We start from the raw sequence: 19,824 nt of genomic DNA, 5'->3' as shown, positions 1-19,824 counted from the left end.
GTGATAACAGCCCGCCGTTACCCGCGGGCTGAGGGTCTTAGAACTGGTAGACCATACCGAGTGCGACGACATCATCGGTATTAATATTGTTACGAGAATAGAAGCTGTCGTCGTTATCCAGCAGGTTGATTTTATAATCAACGTAGGTGGACATGTTCTTGTTAAAGTAGTAAGTCGCGCCAATATCCGCGTATTTCACCAGATCTTTGCTGTTGTCATTGCCCTGACCGGTCAGATCTTTACCCTTTGACATCAGGAAGGAAACCGCTGGACGCAGCCCGAAGTCGAACTGGTATTGTGCCGTCACTTCTACGTTCTGGGTTTTGTTTGCTACGCCGTCATCACCATACGGGGTCATGTTACGGGTTTCAGAATACATAGTGGCCAGATAAATATTGTTGGCGTCATATTTCAGACCCGCAGTCCAGGCATCCGCCTTATCGCCACCCGCGACGCGACCGCCGGTATTGACCTGCTCGTTGGTACGATCGGAAGTGGTGTAGGCTGCACCGAAGCTAACCCCCATCCCGACGTCATAGGTAGACGAGATACCGAAACCGTCGCCGTTAGCGTTCTGGACGGTGCGATCGCCACCATTACCGGTGCCTTCCTGTTCATTGGTTTTCTGATTTTCGTTGGCACCCTGATACTGCAGGGCGACGTTCAGGCCATTAACCAGACCGAAGAAATCAGTATTACGCCAGGTTGCAACACCGTTAGCACGACCCGTCATAAAGTTGTCAGACCGGGTATAGGAGTCGCCGCCAAATTCAGGCAGCATATCGGTCCAGCCTTCCACGTCGTACATGACGCCGTAGTTACGACCGTAGTCAAATGAACCGTAATCGCCAAATTTCAGACCAGCAAAGCCAAGACGGGTAAAGCTGTTGCCGTGATCGCTTTCGGTGGTGTTAGCGTTAACCTGATATTCCCACTGGCCGTAACCGGTCAGTTGGTCGTTAATCTGCGTTTCACCTTTGAAACCCATACGGACATAAGTTTGATCGCCATCACTGTTGGCATCATCAGAGAAATAATGCAGGCCATCAACTTTGCCATACAGATCTAATTTGTTGCCGTCCTTATTATAAACTTCAGCGGCATGAGCGGCGCCTGCGGCTAACAGGGCAGGGATAACAAGGGCCAGTACTTTTCTTTTCATCGACATTATCCTTTAGTTTTATTATTTACCTGTAACTCCCTCTGTTGGGGAGTAAAAAAATACTAAAGGAGAAGTTCTGCAAAGCGATAAACATCAATCGTTACGTCTTAAGTTAAACCTTAAATAAATAATTCTGTAGAAATGATAATAATTGGCATGAATATAATTGCATGAAAGATATAAAATTTAAATTATACAAAATAAAGACGATGCGATATTCTTCGGCTGTTATATGCCTTTATTGTCACGTACTGCTTTTTTGTTGGTCCATTGCGAAACGTACTGATTTGCCGACAAAGAAATTGACAAGCCCGAACAGATGTTCGGGCTTTTTTTTGCGTTCAGTCAGCGATTCCAGCAACCGGGTCAGTCGGTACTGGTCTTCTCTGCTTTACCTGCCAATTGCGCCAGGAAGTCATAGCGTTTTTGCAGATCCGCCGCGGCGTCTTTCCATAACTGCTCGGCCACGTCCGGTTGCTGCGCATTCAGGCGACGGAAACGCTGCTCGTTGAGCAATGTCTCCGCCAGCGCATCTGACGGTGGGCGAGAGTCCAGCGCCAGCGGCAATTTGCCTTCATCCGCGCGGCGTGGGTCAAAGCGGTAGAGCGGCCAGAAGCCGGTCGCCGTCAACTGACGCATCTGATCGTGACTCAGCGCGAGGTCATAGCCGTGTTCTTCACACGGGCTGTAGGCGATGATCAACGACGGCCCAGGATACGCTTCCGCTTCCTGAATGGCCTTCACGGTCTGGTTGAGTTGTGCACCGAGCGAAATCTGCGCCACATAGACATGACCGTACATCATCATGCTGACGCCCAGATCTTTACGCGCTTTACGCTTACCGTGCTCGCCAAATTTCGTCACAGCACCGAGCGGCGTGGCTTTTGAGGCCTGACCGCCCGTGTTGGAGTAGCATTGCGTATCCAGCACCAGAATATTGACGTTTTCAGTCAGGCTCAGCACATGATCCAGCCCGCCGAAGCCAATATCGTAGGCCCAGCCGTCACCGCCAATCAGCCAGATGGATTTTTCAACCAGCGCGTCGGCATCGGTGAGCAGTTCACTTGCGCCATCGACATCCTTCAGATGCTGACGCAGCGCGGCAACCTGCTCGCGACGCACTTCAGGCGTCGCTTCCGCATGCAGTGCATCGTTCAGTTCGGCCGGGATCTGGTCGGCAAACTGTTCAAGCAGGCGCAGAACGCGTACCCGATGCTGATCGACCGTCAGACGGAAGCCCAGACCGAATTCCGCGTTATCCTCAAACAGCGAGTTTGCCCACGCCGGGCCGCGACCATGGATATCGGTGGTGTAAGGTGTGGAAGGCAGGTTACCGCCGTAAATAGACGAACAACCGGTGGCGTTGGCGATCAGCATTCTGTCACCGTAGAGCTGGGTCAGTAGCTTGATATACGGCGTTTCGCCACAGCCGGAACAGGCACCGGAATACTCAAACAGCGGCGTAATCAGCTGCGACGTACGGATATCGATGCGCTCAAGTTTACTGCGGTCAATTTCCGGCAGACTGAGGAAGAAGTCATAATTCACTTTTTCTTCTTCTACGTGTTCAAGGCGGGACATCATATTGATGGCCTTGATTTCCGGATCCTGACGGTCCTTCGCCGGACAGACTTCCACGCACAGATTACAACCGGTGCAGTCTTCCGGCGCGACCTGCAGAACGTATTTTTGCCCGCGCATATCCCGTGATTTCACATCCAGCGAATGCAGGCTGGCAGGGGCGTTTTCCATCGCTTCCGGCGAGACCACTTTGGCACGAATTGCCGAGTGCGGGCAGGCTGCAACGCAGTGGTTACACTGGGTACACAGTTCTTCTTTCCAGATGGGGATCTCTTCGGCGATGTTGCGTTTTTCCCAGCGCGTAGTGCCCATCGGCCATGTGCCGTCAGGCGGTAGCGCCGAAACGGGAAGGGCGTCGCCGAGGCCCGCGAGCATGGCTGCAGTGACCGTTTTTACAAAGTCAGGCGCGGCGTCAGATACCACCGGAGGACGGTTAGCGCTGTGCGGATCAACCGCCTGCAGCGGCACCTCAGCAACGGATTCTCGCGCCAGCGCCAGTGCCTGCCAGTTGCGTTCTACCAGGTCCTGACCTTTACTGCTATAGCTTTTGGCGATCGCGCCCTGCAGCTCAACCAGCGCGCTGTCACCCGGCAGGATTTGTGTCAGATGGAAAAACGCCATCTGCATGACGGTGTTAATACGTGCCGCCAGTCCACATTCACGGGCGATTTTCACCGCATTAATGACGTAAAAACGCGCTTTCTTCTGGTTCAGTACCGCCTGTACTTCCTGCGGCAACCGTGACCAGACCTCATCGGCGGGATATGGCGTATTCAGCAGGAAAATACCACCGGGCTTCAGACGCTCAGCCATCTGGTACTTGTCGATAAACTGCAACTGATGGCAGCCGACAAAATCGGCCTGAGAGATCAGGTAAGCGGAACGGATCGGCTGTTCACTCACGCGCAGGTGAGAAACCGTCAGACCGCCGGCCTTTTTGGAGTCGTAAACGAAGTAACCCTGGGCATACCACGGCGTTGAATTACCGATGATCTTGATGTTGTTTTTGGTTGCCGAAACGCTGCCGTCGCTGCCGAGGCCGTAAAACAGCGCTTCCAGTTTGGCCGTCGCCGGCAGGGTGTTATCAGGCAGCGGCAGCGACAGGTTAGTCACATCATCGTAGATACCAACGGTAAAGCGCGGTTTGGGTTTGGCTTGGCTCAATTCATTAAAGACCGCCAGCACGCAGTCCGGACCAAACTCTTTTGACGAAAGGCCATAGCGGCCGCCAATCACGCGCGGCAACGTTTCGCGTTCGCCGCAGTTGAAGGCTTCCGCCAGCGCGGTCATCACGTCGAGATACAGCGGCTCGGCCTGGGCACCTGGTTCTTTGGTTCGATCGAGCACGGCAACCGCGCGAACGGATTCAGGCAAAGCCCGCAGCAGATGTTTAGCCGAGAAGGGGCGGAACAGACGGACTTTCAGCACCCCGACTTTCTCGCCGCGCGTCAGCAGTTCGTCGACCACCTCTTCGCTGGTGCCGATGGCGGAGCCCATCAGAATGATGACCCGTTCGGCCTGCGGATGACCGTAGTATTCGAACGGCTGATACTGACGACCGGTTGCCGCGGCGAAGTCATTCATTGCCTGTTCGACATGGTCATATACCGCGTCATACCACGGGTTGGTTGCCTCTCGGGACTGGAAGTAGGTGTCTGGATTCGCTGAGGTGCCGCGGATCACCGGGTGTTCCGGATTGAGCGCCCGCGCACGGTGCGCCTCAATTTCAGCCTGTGGCATCAGACCGCGAATGGTGTCATCCGCGAGCGGGATGATTTTGTTGATTTCATGCGATGTGCGGAAACCATCAAAGAAATGAATAAAGGGAACCCGACTCTTCAGGGTGGCGATTTGCGAGATCAGCGCAAAGTCCTGCGCTTCCTGTACGCTCGCCGCGCACAGCATGGCGCAACCGGTCTGGCGGACGGCCATGACGTCAGAATGATCGCCAAAAATAGACAGCGCGTGGGTTGCCACAGTACGCGCGGCGACATGCAGTACAAAGGGGGTTAACTGTCCCGCCAGTTTGTACAGCGTGGGGATCATCAGCAATAACCCCTGTGAAGAGGTAAAGGAGGTGGCTAGCGCGCCGGTTTGCAGCGCACCGTGAACGGTAGCAATAGCACCGCCTTCCGACTGCATTTCGACGACACGCGGCGTATCCCCCCAGACATTTTTTAGCCCGTTGCCTGCCCAGGCATCTGCCTGTTCAGCCATCGTTGAACTGGGCGTAATGGGGTAGATGGCGATAACTTCACTGGTACGAAACGCCACCGAAGCGACTGCACCATTACCGTCAATTGTTTGCATATGACACCCTTACATTGCGCAAAAAAAGAGGGACGCAGGAAACAACTTAGCGCCCTGATAGTTATTCCTTAAGTATAGGGCTTTCCTGTATTCCCTTGAAGTTGTGCTGCTTTCGAGTGCACAAATTGACACAAGGATCGCAAAAATAGCGACCGTTTTATTACGTAGCAACAAAGACTGGGTTGTATATTTAATTGTGTATTTTTGTTGCTAATTGGTTATTGGTTGCGGGAGATGAGCGAAATTTTTCTTACTCTCCGCGATAATTTTATCGCTGGAATAACAATAAAAAATACATTGTCCAAAAATGGATTGGGATTCTCTTTGAGGATTTCCTTAATGAATTTATTATCTTCGCTGTCGTCATCACGATGTAAATTTCTTAATAAGGTTTTTTAAGTTCGGTATCCGGTAGCCCACGTCTATACTGGGCGCTTTTCAGAACAAGAGAGCCTGAAAATCTTCAGGTCACTGAATGTCGATAATCTCTATTTAATCGCGAATACGCGTTATAACAACAATGACTCTTTTATCTATCCCTATAGATAACTCTTTTTCGTGCGCAAAAAGTCTGGATGTGTCCATGTATTTAATTGTTTTGATTAGGTTATGTTTCGAATATTATTGCTCGCTTTACTTATTACTGTCTCGTCGTCGTCATTTGCCATGGTGAAAAGCCAGGTTAAAAACATAGGTTTCAATGCCGTATCTCATCTGACTTATTCTGAAGGGTACTTTTCGCAAGCACCTGTTCCGAATAAGAAAGCGCAACTTAAGCGTCGCATTATGAGTGAATTTGCCGCGTGGAGAGGAACCGATTACCAATGGGGGGGAGATAGCCGCAGAGGAATTGATTGTTCCGCATTCACGCGCAGAATCATCGCGTCGGTGATCAACAGACGTTTACCGCGAACGGCGCTGGAACAAAGTCATACCGGTCATCCTGTCAGCCAGCGTGAACTCAAAGTCGGCGATCTGGTGTTCTTTAAAACGGAGCCGAACGTGCATCATGTTGGCGTCTATATCGGCAATGATTCCTTTATTCATGCGTCCAGTTCGCAGGGTGTGACGCTGTCACATTTGTCGAATCAGTACTGGCAGGCGCATTATTTGACCGCGCGTCGGGTAAGTGCATAACGGCAGAACAGGTCAGTAGGATCAAAAACCGCGTGAAAAAGCGCAATAAAATGCGGCGAGGCCGCATAAATGCGCGTTTTGGCTCTCGACGCGACGGATGCGGATGCCTATTATTAGTGCGGCTTGTTTACGCTTACAGAATATGAGGGGAGTCAAATGCGCGCAGCGTTTTGGGTAGGATGTGCCGCGTTAATATTGTCGGCTTGCAGCAGTGACAATGAGCCTGTTCAGCAGGCGACAGCAGCGCACGTCGCACCGGGTTTAAAAGCGGCGATGACCAGTTCCGGTGAGGCCAATTGCGCCATGATTGGCGGTTCACTTTCCGTTGCTCGTCAGTTGGATGGATCGGCAATCGGCATGTGCGCGCTTCCCAACGGCAAACGTTGCAGCGAACAATCCCTCGCCGCGGGAAGCTGTGGTAGCTACTAAGCTTCCATTACTGCACTAAATCGGCAAGTTTATAGCTTAACGTATGCTCCGCGGTGGCCAGGGTGAGCTGGTTCGCGGTCAGGTCGACCTGTGCGCCTTGTTTCAGCATCGTGCTGAGGGTGTTATCCAGCTCGCTGAGCTGGGGATCGGCGCACATCATACGTGTCATCGCCATCTCTTTTACCTTCAATGCGCCGTCAGAGAGTGATGCCTGACCGTTGAAGCGATTGCACATATTGCCGGAAATCGTCATCTTTTCGCCAAAGCTCAGCTCAAGCGGATGGCCCGTCGCACCGATCGGTTTACCGTCCACACTCTCCAGAACAAAGCGATGATGCTGCAATTGCTCGCGGCTAACCGACACTTTTCCATTACTGACACAACCTGCTATCAGCAGGCTCAGCGCAACCAGCGCTATGACCTTCTTCATGTTAATTCTCTGCATTAAAACCGTATTTACCACCGACAGCATACCGATCTTATTGCCAGTGGCTTTGGGGAAATTCTGAAATGCCCTCCTGCGAACAGGAGGGCGACGGGATCAGAACAGGGCGTTAGGACTGGTTTCTCCGTTCGCTAACTGCCGCAAATTCTGTAGCGTAGTCTCAGAAATGCTGGTCAGCGCTTCCGCGGTCAGGAAGGCCTGATGCCCGGTGAACAGCACGTTATGACAGGCGGACAAGCGACGGAAAACATCATCCTGGATAACGTCATTCGACTTATCTTCGAAGAACAGATCGCGTTCGTTCTCGTAAACATCCATCCCCAGGGAACCAATTTTCTGATTTTTCAGCGCCTCAATCGCAGCCTGAGAATCGATCAGCGCACCGCGACTGGTGTTGATGACCATCACGCCGTTTTTCATCTGATCAAACGCTGCATGGTTCAGCAGGTGATAGTTTTCCGGTGTTAACGGGCAGTGTAGCGAAATCACATCGGATTCGGCGAACAGCGTCGGCAGGTCAACATATTCCACGCCGAGTTCGAGCGCAGCGGCGCTGGGATAGGGATCAAACGCCAGCAGACGCATGCCAAAACCTTTCAGAATACGCAGGGCGGCGATGCCAATCTTCCCGGTGCCAATTACGCCCGCTGTTTTTCCGTGCATAGTGAAACCCGTCAGCCCTTCCAGAGAGAAGTTGGCATCGCGGGTACGCTGGTAAGCGCGGTGAATACGGCGGTTGAGGGTCATCATCATGCCCACCGCGTGTTCCGCGACGGCTTCAGGAGAATAGGCCGGGACGCGAACGACCTGCAGACCAAGCTCTTTTGCCGCATCCAGATCGACGTTATTGAAACCCGCACAGCGCAGCGCAATATACTTAACGCCATGATTTTTCAGCTCTTCGAGTACCGGGCGACTGCCATCATCGTTCACGAAGATACAAACGGCTTCACAACCATGTGCGGTTTTTGCCGTTTTCTCCGTCAACAGAAAATCAAAGAATTCAAGCTCAAAGCCAAAAGCCTCGTTAACCTGTTGCAGGTACTTCTTGTCGTACTGTTTTGTACTGTAGACGGCGAGTTTCATAAGACTTTCTCCAGTGATATTGAATCACAGTTATCTAATTCAAATTATTCTACAAAATATAAAATATCATTGAAAGTGATACGTATAATGAATAATTCTAGAGCATCTATCGGTTATGCATCCATCATACTAAATTTTAACAACTTTCTTAAGCATGTGACTTCTGTGGTGCATCCCGGGGGCATAGTGGTTGACATGCAGTCATTCAGCACATCGACCTGATTCCTCTCTCAGCGCCACCTTGTGTCGGCCTCATCGGCCCTCTGTGTCAGCGATATGAGGACACGCTTTGGGAAAACCAACCGCATGGGTCAGTGAACATAAGAGGCGCTGTCATACTAAATCGCTTCGGTATTGTCTGGATTGGTATGCTAATTCACCGTTTGAAATTTTCAGTTTGCTTTAAAAATAGATAAATGATCGGTTTGACAAACTTCATGTTTTTTATTCAATCATCCATGTTACCATTAATGATATTGGATATTTACATCGTTTATGTTAAGAGGCAGAAATGGATGGTTTGATCTATCACTATACTTCTGAAAATACCTTTAAAAGCATGATGCAATCAAAAAGTATCTGGCTTACAGACTTGAGAAAGATGAATGATGACACTGAATATATTTTGGGCTTTAAAATCATAAGTGAATATATTATGGAGTTCTTCCCCATCTTGAGTGAAGAGGTTGCTAAGCTATCCCCAGAAAATATGGGCGATGATTTTATGATTCTTATTTCTTCGTTTTCTTTATCGGGAGACTCTCTCGGTATGTGGAGGGGATATGGTGACTTTGGCAGTGGGATCTCGTTTGGCGTAGAACATGCTGATATATCTATGATTAATTTAGTAAACAGATACGTTGAGAAAGGAGGGCCTGTTTTCGGTAAGGTGATGTTTTTCGGGGTTATTTATAATGAAGATAATTTTAAAGAATGTTTGCGTGGTTATTTAGAGCATATAAGCAATCAGTATAGTAAAAATGATAAAGTGCATCAGTCAGTGGCTATTGGCAAACTTAAATCAGTCGTTGTAAGACTTTCTTCGCTATATAAGCACCATAGTTATTATGATGAGCAAGAATTCAGAGGTCTTATTGAGGTTATGGGGAAAAACGATCCATATAAAATCTTAGAAAGAAGTACCTCCTTTGGTGAGGCTAAATATTATAAAATGGATCTTGCTGTTGGCGATTATATGCCAGTCAAAAAAGTAGTGCTTGGACCTAAGAATAAAACCACAATAAATGACATGAAGGAGTATCTGAAATCCATTAATATCAATGGTGTCGATGTGATCAAGTCAGAAATCCCATTCAGGTAGTGAGCAACGGTTCGACCAGGTCTTCAGAACAGTGAGTTGCACAAGTGATTCTTTGTCCAAACTGATTTTGAAAACAAAGGAGTGTTACCTTGAACATCTATACTTACCCTAAAAGCAGATCGCTCAGAGTGCTCTGGACCCTTGAAGAAATTGGCGTAACGTATGAATCTACAAAAGTCGATCTCCTGAGTCCTGCTTCCGGAGTCAAATCACCGCATCCTTATAGAAAAGTCCCCTATTTGACGGACGGAAACGTCTCTCTTAGCGAGACAATGGCAATATGTATTTACATCTGTGAGCAACATCCCGGAACATCTCTGTATCCCGAAAATTCGGCAGAAAAAGCGGCTGTTAATTCATGGATTAGCTTTGCCCTGACCGATCTGGAATCACCTGTCTGGAATTTACTGAAACAGAGAGTGTTAACGCCGGAAAATCTGCGCTCTACAGAGTTAATGAACTACTTCGGAAATGAAGCAAGCAAAGTTCTCTCCCAAATTCAATTTAATCCAGATTATGCCTGGATTGCGGGAGACAACTTTACCCTGGCCGATATTTTTATATCTCATACGTTGCTATGGGCAAAAGCCTGTGGTTTAGAAATAGACAGGGAGGTAGACAGTTACATACTCAGAGCGATGAGCCGGCCTGCATTGCTGAGGGCACAGGAAAGGAATAATCGTTAAAGACCGCATTTGCCTAATCATACGGACCCCGAGACCGTCGGTTCAGGCGATTTCCTCTATCCCCTCTGGCCTCTGATTTTTACACCGCCGGGGCTTGGGACAGGATTGAAGGCCATAGTTTGCTCGCTATTGCTCAATATCAGGCTTTAGATTTATCTGATAACCCACTGTAATTTATCTGACTTTCTGATTTTTAAGAGGATGAAAAATTGTGTATGTCATCCCGGAGCATCTATTCTTAATCTGGGCATGTTTCACTAAACATGACACAATAGCAGCCTAATTCGGCTTAATTTTTCGCTAAATCAGGATATTAACTGCCCATGAAGGGTAAATATAAAGCCGTTCTGGCGCTTCTGTTACTCGTGATCCTCGTGCCGCTGACGTTGGTGATGACGCTGGGGCTGTGGGTTCCCACGCTGGCGGGCATCTGGCTGCCGGTTGGAACGCGCATTGCGCTGGATGACAGCCCCCGATTCACGCGCCACGGTTTGCATATTCCTGAGCTCCGCTATCTGGTTGATGACTGCCAACTGGCCCGTGTCAGTCAGGCCCGCTTGTCGCATCCCAGTCGCTGGCAGTTGAACATTGGCACGCTTGAACTCGACTCCGCCTGTCTGGCAAAACTGCCGCAGGCGGAACAATCTCCCGCCGCGCCGCGTACGCTTGCCCAATGGCAGGCCATGCTGCCCAATACCTGGATAACTATCGACAACGTCATTCTTTCCCCCTGGCAGGTGTGGCAGGGCAAACTGAACGTCTCGCTGAGCGCTTCGGTTCAGCAGCTTCGTTATCAGGGCGACAAAGTGAAATTTCAAGGTCAACTGCGCGGTCAGACGCTGACGGTAAGTGAGCTTGATGTCATGGCATTTGAAGGACAACCGCCGGTCAAACTGGTCGGTGAATTCACGATGCCGCTGGTGCCGGATGGACTGCCGGTGAGCGGGCACACCGTCGCTACGCTCAGTCTGCCGCAGGAGCCGTCGTTGGTCGATGCGGAACTGGAATGGCGTGAGAATGCCGGACAGTTGATCGTGATGGCGCGGGATAATGCCGATCCGCTGCTCGATCTGCCGTGGGAACTCACGCGCCAGCAGTTAACCATCAGCGATGGGCGCTGGTCGTGGCCTTATCAGGGCTTCCCCCTCAGCGGGCGTCTGGGCGTGAAGGTGGACAACTGGCAGGAAGGCATCGAGAAAGCAGCAATCAGTGGACGATTGAATGTGCTGACCCAGGGGGACGCGGGGAAAGGCAACGCGGTGCTTTCATTTGGGCCAGGAAAACTGAGCATGGACAACAGCGCGATGCCGCTGCAACTGACCGGTGAAGCCAAGCAGGATGATTTGGTTTTCTATGCCAGACTACCAGCCCAGTTGACCGGCAGCCTGACCGACCCGGAACTGGCGTTTGGTCCTGGCGCGCTGCTGCGTTCGCGCGGGCGGGTCATCGACTCGCTGGATATTGACGAAATCCGCTGGCCGCTGGCGGGCGTGAAGGTGACACAGCGCGGGGTGGATGGACGATTGCAGGCGATTCTGCGCGCTCATGAGAATCAGATGGGGGATTTTGTCCTGCACCTGGACGGTCTGGCGAATGATTTTCTGCCCGATGCAGGGCGCTGGCAGTGGCGCTACTGGGGCGAGGGAAGTTTTACCCCGATGCACGCTAAATGGGATGTGGCAGGCAAGGGCGAGTGGCATGACGACACGATCACGCTGACCGATTTGTCTACGGGATTTGACCAGCTTCAGTACGGCACCATGAAGGTTGAAACGCCCCGTCTGATCATGGATAAACCGGTTGAATGGGTGCGTGATGCGGCGCACCCTCGATTTAGCGGGGCGCTTTCGTTCGATGCTGGGGAAACCCATTTCTCCGGTGGTAGCGTCTTACCCCCCTCAACCCTTAAGTTCAGCGTGGAAGGGCGCGATCCGACATTTTTCCTGTTTAAAGGCGATTTACATGCCGGCGTGATCGGCCCCGTGAGGCTCAACGGTCGTTGGGATGGCCTGCGCTTACGCGGCCAGGCCTGGTGGCCAAAACAGTCGCTGGAGGTGTTCCAGCCGCTGGTGCCGCCGGAGTGGAAAATGAAACTACGCGAAGGTGATCTGTATGCCCAGGTGGCGTTTTCAGCGGCAGCGGAACAGGGATTCGAGGCCGGCGGTCACGGCGTCTTAAAAGGCGGCAGCGCATGGATGCCGGATAACCAAATCAATGGCGTCGATTTCGTGCTGCCGTTCCGCTTTAGCGCGGGTGCGTGGCAACTGGGGACGCGCGGACCGGTTTCGCTGCGAATTGCTGAAGTAGTCAATCAGGTGACCGCCACGAATATCACCGCCGATCTGGAAGGGGCCTATCCGTGGAGTGAAGCGGATCCGCTGTTGCTCACGGATGTGAGTGTGGATGTATTGGGCGGCAAGGTTTCCATGCAACAACTGCGTATGCCGCAGCACGATCCGGCGCTGGTACGGGTGCAAAACATCTCTTCAAGCGAACTTATCAGCGCGGTTAATCCGAAACAGTTTGCGATGTCCGGGCCGGTGAGCGGGGCGCTCCCTCTGTGGTTGAACAATGAAAAATGGATTATCAAAGACGGCTGGTTAACCAATCCCGGTCCGATGACGCTGCGTATCGATAAAGACACCGCAGATGCGGTGGTGAAAGATAACATGGCGGCAGGGGCGGCTATTAACTGGTTGCGATACATGGAGATTGCCCATTCATGGACCAAAATCAATTTAGACAATTTGGGGGTATTGACGATGCAGGCGCAGATCACCGGCAACAGCCGGGTGGATGGCAAGGTCGGCACGGTGAATCTCAACTATACCCATGAAGAGAATGTCTTTACGCTGTGGCGCAGTCTGCGCTTTGGCGACAATCTACAGGCATGGCTTGAACAAAACGCGGCGCTGCCGGAAAAAAACTGTCCGCAAGGCAAGGAATGTGAGGAACCCCAATGAAAACAATGATAGCCATGCTGGCGCTTCTTCCGCTGTGGTTAGTGACGGGCTGTACACCGCGCATTGAAGTCGCGGCGCCAAAAGAGCCCATCACTATCAATATGAACGTCAAAATTGAGCATGAGATCCATATCAAAGTGGATAAGGACGTTGAAAGCCTGCTCAAATCCCGCAGCGACTTGTTCTGAGGTCATGATGAAAAGAACCTTAATCCTGGCGACGCTCATTCTGAGTTTGCTGAGTGGGAGCGCCCTGGCGCTGACGCTAAATGAGGCCAGAACCGAGGGCCGGGTCGGTGAGACGTACAGTGGCTATCTGGTGGCGCTGAAACAAGACGCGCAAACGCAGGCGCTGGTCAGTGATATCAATAAAGCGCGCAGCGTAAGTTATCAGCAGCTCGCGGAGAGCCATAATCTACCCGTTGATGAAGTGGCGAAAATGGCCGGACAGAAACTGGTTGAGCGTGCGAAACCAGGAGAATATGTCCAGGGCATTAACGGCAAGTGGTTACGTAAGTAATTCGTCGTATCTGCGATCTGCGGCTTTCCGTTTTGCTGGGTTGGGCGTAATAATTTGCAGGGTAAGTTTCTATACTCTCTTTTCTTACGCGCTATTCAGCAGAAGGGGCAGTTATGGCAAGTCATGGTAAATCTGACACGTTTTCACTCGGTTCACGGCAGGTCAAACGCATAGGATATGGGGCAATGCAACTCGCGGGGCCAGGGGTTTTTGGTCCACCGCGCGATCGTCATGTTGCATTGACGGTGCTTCGGGAAGCGATCGCACTGGGGGTCAACCATATTGATACCAGCGATTTTTACGGTCCGCACGTCACCAACCAAATCATTCGCGAAGCGCTGCATCCTTATCCGGACGATCTGGTGATTGTCACTAAAATCGGCGCTCGTCGTGGAGACGATGCCTCCTGGTTACCGGCGTTCTCACCCGAGGAACTCAGGCAGGCGGTTCACGATAATCTGCGCAACCTCGGTCTGGATGTGCTGGATGTCGTTAACTTACGCATTATGCTGGGCGACGGTCACGGCCCTCATGAAGGATCCATTGAGGAGAGTTTCAGCGTGCTGGCGGAGCTTCAGCAGCAGGGACTGGTCAAACACATCGGTCTGAGCAATGTGACCGCACGCCAGGTGGCGCAAGCGCGTAACATAGCAGACATCGTTTGTGTGCAGAATGAATACAATATTGCCCATCGCCAGGATGATGCATTAATAGACATGCTGGCAGAAGACGGTATTGCTTACGTTCCCTTTTTCCCGCTGGGCGGGTTCACGCCGCTGCAATCCTCCACGCTCTCAGATGTGGCCGCGAGCCTCAATGCGACGCCGATGCAGGTAGCTCTGGCCTGGTTACTGCACCGCTCGCCGAATATTTTGCTGATACCCGGCACGTCGTCGGTGACGCATTTACATGAAAATATGGCCGCTGGCGATCTGATTCTTTCGACTGACGTGCTGGCGACGCTGGAGGGGATATCGAAAGAAGGACAGGCCGATGACTGAAAAAAGAGCAGCACAATGCCACTGCGGTGCCGTCAGATTTACCGTTCAGCTCAGTGACGGTTTTAATACGGTCCGGCGCTGTAATTGTTCATTTTGTCGGATGCGGGGAGCGGTGGTGGTCTCTGCGCCCCTGATGGGAATAGAGATTCTTACGGGAAAAGACAAACTCACGGAATATCGCTTCAATACCGGCACCGCCAGGCACTTCTTTTGTTCAGTGTGCGGGATTTATACCTTCCATCAACGCCGATCCAGCCCGGATCAATACGGGGTTAATGTGGCATGTATTGAAAACGTGTCGCCGTTTGATTTTCCCTGTGTAGAAGTCACAGACGGAGTGAACCATCCGAGTGATGGTGTGAGTCAGGGAGTAGTGTGTTATTTACGCTATCAGAGCAAATAAAAAAACCTCCCGCCGGAGCGGGAGGGGAAGAACTTACGCGGCAACCACGCTATCGATGGCGGCTTTTGCGTCAGACTGCGCTTTAGACGCTACTTCCGGACCGTAGGCGATCCCTTCTGCGAACACGAAGTTCACGTCGGTGATGCCGATAAAGCCGAGGAAGACTTTCAGGTATGGCGCAATCAGGTCGGTCGGCGTATCTTTGTGGATACCGCCACGGCTGGAGAGGATCACCGCGCGTTTGCCGGTTACCAGACCTTCCGGACCTTTCTCGGTATAGCGGAACGTCACGCCGGCACGAGCAATCAGGTCGAAGTAGTTTTTCAGCTGCGTCGGGATGTTGAAGTTGTACATCGGCGCGGCGATAACAATCACGTCGTGCGCTTTCAGTTCAGCAATCAGCTCATCAGACAGCGCCAGCGCGTCCTGTTGACGAGGCGTCAGCGGCGCGTCGCTCGGGCGCAGGGCACCCACCAGTTCGCCATCCAGTACCGGGATTGGATTGGCAGCCAGGTCACGAACGGTGATTTCGTCAGCAGAGTGCTTTTCACGCCACTGTTCAACAAAATAATCAGACAACTGACCAGACTGAGAGTACCCTGCCAGAATACTGGATTTGAGAACTAATACCTTGCTCATGGGTGTTTCCTTATAGGTGTTTGAATGGGCTGTGCCCCGTTGCTTGTTGACACTTTATTCACAATCCTGTCGCAGAGAAAGCGCAATATATCGAATCCTATGTTCGAATTTATTGAACAACACACAAAATGCGCTGATGTGGTACTCTATTCCAATCATTTAGAAGAGATTTAACCAGGCAGAGCACTGCCTTTTAACGCTATGACAGAACAACAAAAATTAACCTTCCACGCATTACAACAGCAGCTGGATTCACTGATGCTGCGCGACCGGCAGCGCTTTTCGCGTCGCCTGCACGGCGTGAAGAAGGTTAAAAATCCTGATGCACAACAGGCCATTTACCAGGAGATGGCGAAAGAGATTGAACAGGCGGCAGGTAAAGTTGTGCTACGCGAAGCAGCACGACCGTTGATTACCTACCCGGAAAACCTGCCCGTTAGCCAGAAGAAACAGGCGATCCTCGAGGCCGTTCGCGACCATCAGGTGGTGATCGTCGCCGGGGAAACCGGTTCAGGTAAAACCACTCAGCTACCGAAAATCTGCATGGAACTGGGGCGCGGGGTCAAAGGGCTGATAGGCCACACCCAGCCGCGGCGTCTGGCGGCGCGTACGGTGGCTAACCGTATCGCCGAAGAGTTACAGACGGAGCCGGGCGGGTGCATCGGCTATAAGGTGCGCTTTAGCGATCACGTCAGCGATAACACCATGGTCAAGCTGATGACCGACGGTATCCTGCTGGCGGAGATTCAGCAGGACCGTCTGCTGATGCAGTACGACACCATCATTATCGATGAAGCGCATGAACGTAGCCTGAACATCGATTTCCTGCTTGGTTATCTGAAAGAACTGTTGCCGCGTCGTCCGGATCTGAAAATTATCATCACCTCCGCCACCATCGATCCGGAGCGCTTTTCGCGCCATTTCAACAATGCGCCGATCATAGAGGTCTCCGGGCGCACTTATCCGGTGGAAGTTCGCTATCGACCGATCGTTGAAGAGGCGGATGACACCGAGCGTGACCAGTTGCAGGCCATCTTCGATGCGGTAGACGAACTGGGACGCGAAAGTCCTGGCGACATCCTGATTTTCATGAGCGGTGAGCGCGAGATCCGCGATACCGCCGACGCGCTGAATAAACTGAATCTGCGCCATACGGAAGTGCTGCCGCTGTATGCGCGACTGTCGAATAGCGAACAAAACCGCGTCTTCCAGTCGCACAGCGGGCGGCGTATTGTGCTGGCGACCAACGTAGCGGAAACCTCGCTGACGGTGCCGGGCATCAAGTACGTCATCGACCCGGGCACCGCGCGTATCAGTCGCTACAGTTTCCGTACCAAAGTCCAGCGTCTGCCCATTGAACCGGTATCGCAGGCTTCAGCCAACCAGCGTAAAGGCCGCTGCGGGCGCGTTTCCGAAGGCATCTGTATTCGTCTCTATTCCGAAGATGACTTCCTGTCGCGCCCGGAATTTACCGACCCGGAAATTCTGCGCACCAACCTGGCGTCGGTCATTTTGCAGATGACCGCGCTGGGGCTGGGTGATATCGCCGCGTTCCCGTTTGTCGAAGCGCCGGATAAGCGCAACATCCAGGACGGCGTGCGTCTGCTGGAAGAACTGGGGGCGATTACCACCGATGAACAGGCGACGGCCTATAAACTGACGCCGCTGGGGCGTCAACTGAGCCAGTTGCCGGTGGACCCGCGTCTGGCGCGAATGGTGCTGGAAGCGCAAAAACACGGCTGCGTGCGCGAGGCGATGATCATCACCTCGGCGCTGTCGATTCAGGATCCGCGCGAACGTCCGATGGACAAGCAGCAGGCGTCCGATGAGAAACACCGTCGCTTCCACGACAAAGAGTCCGATTTCCTCGCGTTTGTGAATCTGTGGAACTATCTCGGCGAACAGCAAAAAGCACTGTCGTCAAACGCCTTTCGCCGTCTGTGCCGGACCGACTATCTGAACTATCTGCGCGTGCGTGAATGGCAGGATATCTACACCCAACTGCGTCAGGTGGTGAAAGAGCTGGGGATTCCGGTAAACAGCGAGCCGGCGGAGTACCGCGAGATCCATATTGCGCTGCTGACCGGGCTGTTATCACATATCGGTATGAAGGATGCCGATAAGCAGGAATATACCGGCGCACGTAACGCGCGCTTTTCGATTTTCCCCGGTTCCGGCTTATTCAAAAAACCGCCGAAGTGGGCGATGGTGGCGGAACTGGTGGAAACCAGTCGCCTGTGGGGACGTATTGCGGCGCGGATCGATCCCGAGTGGGTGGAACCGGTTGCTCAGCATCTGATTAAGCGTTCCTACAGCGAACCGCACTGGGAGCGGGCGCAGGGTGCGGTGATGGCGACGGAAAAGGTGACCGTTTACGGTCTGCCGATTGTCGCCGCGCGTAAGGTGAACTACAGCCAGATTGACCCGGCGCTGTGCCGCGAACTGTTTATCCGCCATGCGCTGGTGGAAGGCGACTGGCAGACGCGTCATGCCTTTTTCCGTGAAAACCTCAAGCTGCGCGCCGAAGTGGAAGAACTGGAACACAAATCGCGCCGCCGCGACATTCTGGTGGACGACGAAACGCTGTTTGAGTTCTACGACCAGCGCATCAGCCATGACGTGATTTCCGCCCGTCACTTTGATAACTGGTGGAAGAAGGTCAGCCGCGACACGCCGGATCTGCTGAACTTTGAAAAGAGCATGCTGATCAAAGAGGGCGCAGACAACATCAGCAAGCTGGACTATCCCAACTTCTGGCATCAGGGCAATCTGAAGCTGCGGTTGAGCTATCAGTTCGAACCGGGTGCGGATGCGGACGGCGTGACCGTACATATTCCGCTGCCGCTGCTCAATCAGGTCGACGAAAGTGGCTTTGAATGGCAGATACCGGGCCTGCGCCGCGAACTGGTGATTGCGCTGATTAAGTCGCTGCCCAAACCGGTGCGGCGCAACTTTGTGCCAGCACCGAACTATGCCGAGGCGTTTTTAGGCCGCGTAACGCCGCTGGAACTGCCGTTGCTGGACGCGCTGGAGCGTGAGCTGCGGCGGATGACGGGCGTAACGGTTGACCGCGAAGACTGGCACTGGGATCAGGTGCCCGATCATCTGAAAATCACTTTCCGGGTGGTGGATGATAAAAACAAGAAGCTGGAAGAAGGGCGCTCGTTGCAGGAGCTGAAAGACCGGCTGAAAGGGAAAGTGCAGGAGACGCTCTCGGCGGTGGCCGATGACGGTATCGAGCAGAGCGGGCTGCACATCTGGAGCTTTGGAAAACTGCCGGAAAGTTACGAGCAGAAACGCGGTAATTACAAAGTGAAAGCGTGGCCCGCGCTGGTGGATGAGCGCGACAGCGTGGCGATCAAGCTGTTTGATAATCCGCTGGAGCAACAGCAGGCGATGTGGTCAGGTTTGCGCCGTTTGCTGTTGTTGAACATCCCGTCGCCGATCAAATACCTGCACGAGAAGCTGCCGAACAAAGCCAAACTGGGTCTGTATTTCAACCCGTACGGCAAGGTACTGGAGCTGATCGACGACTGCATTTCCTGCGGCGTGGATAAGCTGATTGACGCCAATGGGGGGCCGGTCTGGACGGAAGAAGGCTTTGCCGCGCTGCATGAGAAGGTTCGCGCTGAACTGAACGAGACGGTTGTGGAGATTGCGCAGCAAGTCGAACAGATTCTGACCGCGGTCTTTACCATCAACAAGCGGCTCAAAGGGCGCGTGGATATGACGATGGCGCTGGGCCTTTCTGATATCAAAGCGCAGATGGGCGGGCTGGTGTATCGCGGGTTTGTCACCGGTAACGGTTACAAACGCCTTGGCGACACGCTGCGTTATCTGCAGGCGATTGAAAAACGTCTCGAGAAACTGGCGATTGATCCCCACCGCGATCGCGCGCAGATGCTGAAAGTCGAAAGCGTACAGCAGGCATGGCAGCAGTGGTTTAACAAACTGCCACCGGCGCGGCGCGAAGACGAGGATGTGAAAGCGATCCGCTGGATGATTGAAGAACTGCGCGTCAGCTACTTTGCCCAGCAACTGGGGACGCCGTATCCGATTTCGGATAAGCGTATCCTGCAGGCGATGGAGCAGATTAGCGGGTAATTCAGTGCCGGATGGCGGCTTCGCCTTATCCGGCCTAC

The 19,824-nt window shown here is 52.6% G+C and carries 14 protein-coding genes and 1 pseudogene; 10 read left to right on the top strand and 5 right to left on the bottom strand.

Translation table 11 applies throughout. The features are described from left to right. Window positions 1–37: 37 nt before the first annotated feature. Both ompC and nifJ read right to left on the bottom strand, forming a co-directional pair. Window positions 38–1,162 carry a porin OmpC gene (ompC, locus tag OGY35_RS20975; RefSeq protein WP_152404499.1) on the bottom strand — a complete coding sequence of 375 codons (1,125 nt, stop codon included), beginning with the start codon at window positions 1,160–1,162 and terminating at the stop codon, window positions 38–40. Window positions 1,163–1,528: 366 nt separating this feature from the next. Then, entirely contained in the window at window positions 1,529–5,053 is a 3,525-nt protein-coding gene (nifJ, locus tag OGY35_RS20970; protein ID WP_286633358.1) for a pyruvate:ferredoxin (flavodoxin) oxidoreductase, read from the bottom strand. A 609-nt stretch (window positions 5,054–5,662) separates the two neighbouring features. Between nifJ and OGY35_RS20965 the strand changes: the two genes are divergently transcribed. Both OGY35_RS20965 and OGY35_RS20960 read left to right on the top strand, forming a co-directional pair. After that, window positions 5,663–6,190, top strand: coding sequence for a C40 family peptidase (locus OGY35_RS20965; protein ID WP_353655492.1), 528 nt, complete (start codon window positions 5,663–5,665; stop codon window positions 6,188–6,190). A gap of 156 nt (window positions 6,191–6,346) precedes the next feature. After that, window positions 6,347–6,619 carry a putative hemolysin gene (locus OGY35_RS20960; RefSeq protein ID WP_286633356.1) on the top strand — a complete coding sequence of 91 codons (273 nt, stop codon included), beginning with the start codon at window positions 6,347–6,349 and terminating at the stop codon, window positions 6,617–6,619. A gap of 7 nt (window positions 6,620–6,626) precedes the next feature. Here OGY35_RS20960 and hslJ read toward each other — a convergent pair whose 3' ends face one another. Both hslJ and OGY35_RS20950 read right to left on the bottom strand, forming a co-directional pair. Continuing rightward, on the bottom strand, window positions 6,627–7,049 hold the full coding sequence (gene hslJ / locus OGY35_RS20955) for a heat shock protein HslJ (RefSeq protein WP_178822945.1): 423 nt from the start codon (window positions 7,047–7,049) through the stop codon (window positions 6,627–6,629). A gap of 111 nt (window positions 7,050–7,160) precedes the next feature. Then, window positions 7,161–8,150, bottom strand: a complete 990-nt coding sequence (locus tag OGY35_RS20950; RefSeq protein WP_152404505.1) for a 2-hydroxyacid dehydrogenase — start codon at window positions 8,148–8,150, stop codon at window positions 7,161–7,163. Window positions 8,151–8,661: 511 nt separating this feature from the next. Between OGY35_RS20950 and OGY35_RS20945 the strand changes: the two genes are divergently transcribed. The 7 genes and pseudogenes from OGY35_RS20945 to OGY35_RS20915 all read left to right on the top strand — a co-directional run bounded on the left by OGY35_RS20945 (window position 8,662) and on the right by OGY35_RS20915 (window position 15,129). Beyond that, window positions 8,662–9,471 carry a DUF2971 domain-containing protein gene (locus OGY35_RS20945; protein WP_286633353.1) on the top strand — a complete coding sequence of 270 codons (810 nt, stop codon included), beginning with the start codon at window positions 8,662–8,664 and terminating at the stop codon, window positions 9,469–9,471. An 89-nt stretch (window positions 9,472–9,560) separates the two neighbouring features. Then, window positions 9,561–10,157: a glutathione S-transferase family protein gene (locus tag OGY35_RS20940; RefSeq protein ID WP_286633352.1), complete on the top strand. Its 597-nt coding sequence runs from the start codon at window positions 9,561–9,563 to the stop codon at window positions 10,155–10,157. A gap of 323 nt (window positions 10,158–10,480) precedes the next feature. Continuing rightward, window positions 10,481–13,120, top strand: a complete 2,640-nt coding sequence (locus tag OGY35_RS20935) for a YdbH family protein (RefSeq protein ID WP_286633350.1) — start codon at window positions 10,481–10,483, stop codon at window positions 13,118–13,120. Then, a complete protein-coding gene (locus OGY35_RS20930) occupies window positions 13,117–13,308 on the top strand; it encodes a YnbE family lipoprotein (RefSeq protein WP_152404514.1) in 192 nt (63 codons plus the stop codon). Before OGY35_RS20935 ends, OGY35_RS20930 begins: the two co-directional genes overlap by 4 nt. A gap of 7 nt (window positions 13,309–13,315) precedes the next feature. After that, window positions 13,316–13,639, top strand: a complete 324-nt coding sequence (locus OGY35_RS20925) for a YdbL family probable chaperone protein (protein WP_286633724.1) — start codon at window positions 13,316–13,318, stop codon at window positions 13,637–13,639. Window positions 13,640–13,752: 113 nt separating this feature from the next. Next, entirely contained in the window at window positions 13,753–14,640 is an 888-nt protein-coding gene (locus OGY35_RS20920) for an aldo/keto reductase family oxidoreductase (RefSeq protein ID WP_286633349.1), read from the top strand. After that, window positions 14,633–15,129, top strand: a pseudogene (locus OGY35_RS20915) (GFA family protein). Before OGY35_RS20920 ends, OGY35_RS20915 begins: the two are co-directional and overlap by 8 nt. Here OGY35_RS20915 and azoR read toward each other — a convergent pair. Continuing rightward, window positions 15,077–15,682, bottom strand: a complete 606-nt coding sequence (gene azoR / locus OGY35_RS20910; protein WP_043000613.1) for an FMN-dependent NADH-azoreductase — start codon at window positions 15,680–15,682, stop codon at window positions 15,077–15,079. The pseudogene OGY35_RS20915 and the gene azoR overlap by 53 nt on opposite strands. Window positions 15,683–15,883: 201 nt before the next feature. On the opposite strand from azoR, the gene hrpA reads away from it, so the two are divergent. After that, complete coding sequence (gene hrpA, locus OGY35_RS20905) at window positions 15,884–19,786, top strand: ATP-dependent RNA helicase HrpA (protein ID WP_286633347.1); 3,903 nt, start codon at window positions 15,884–15,886, stop codon at window positions 19,784–19,786. Window positions 19,787–19,824: the final 38 nt, after the last annotated feature.

It is taken from the genome of Citrobacter sp. Ct235, from assembly GCF_030332305.1.
GTDB lineage: Bacteria > Pseudomonadota > Gammaproteobacteria > Enterobacterales > Enterobacteriaceae > Citrobacter_A > Citrobacter_A telavivensis.
Note: the sequence above shows the minus strand (reverse complement) of the source record. Positions and strands in the feature narration are given on the sequence as shown.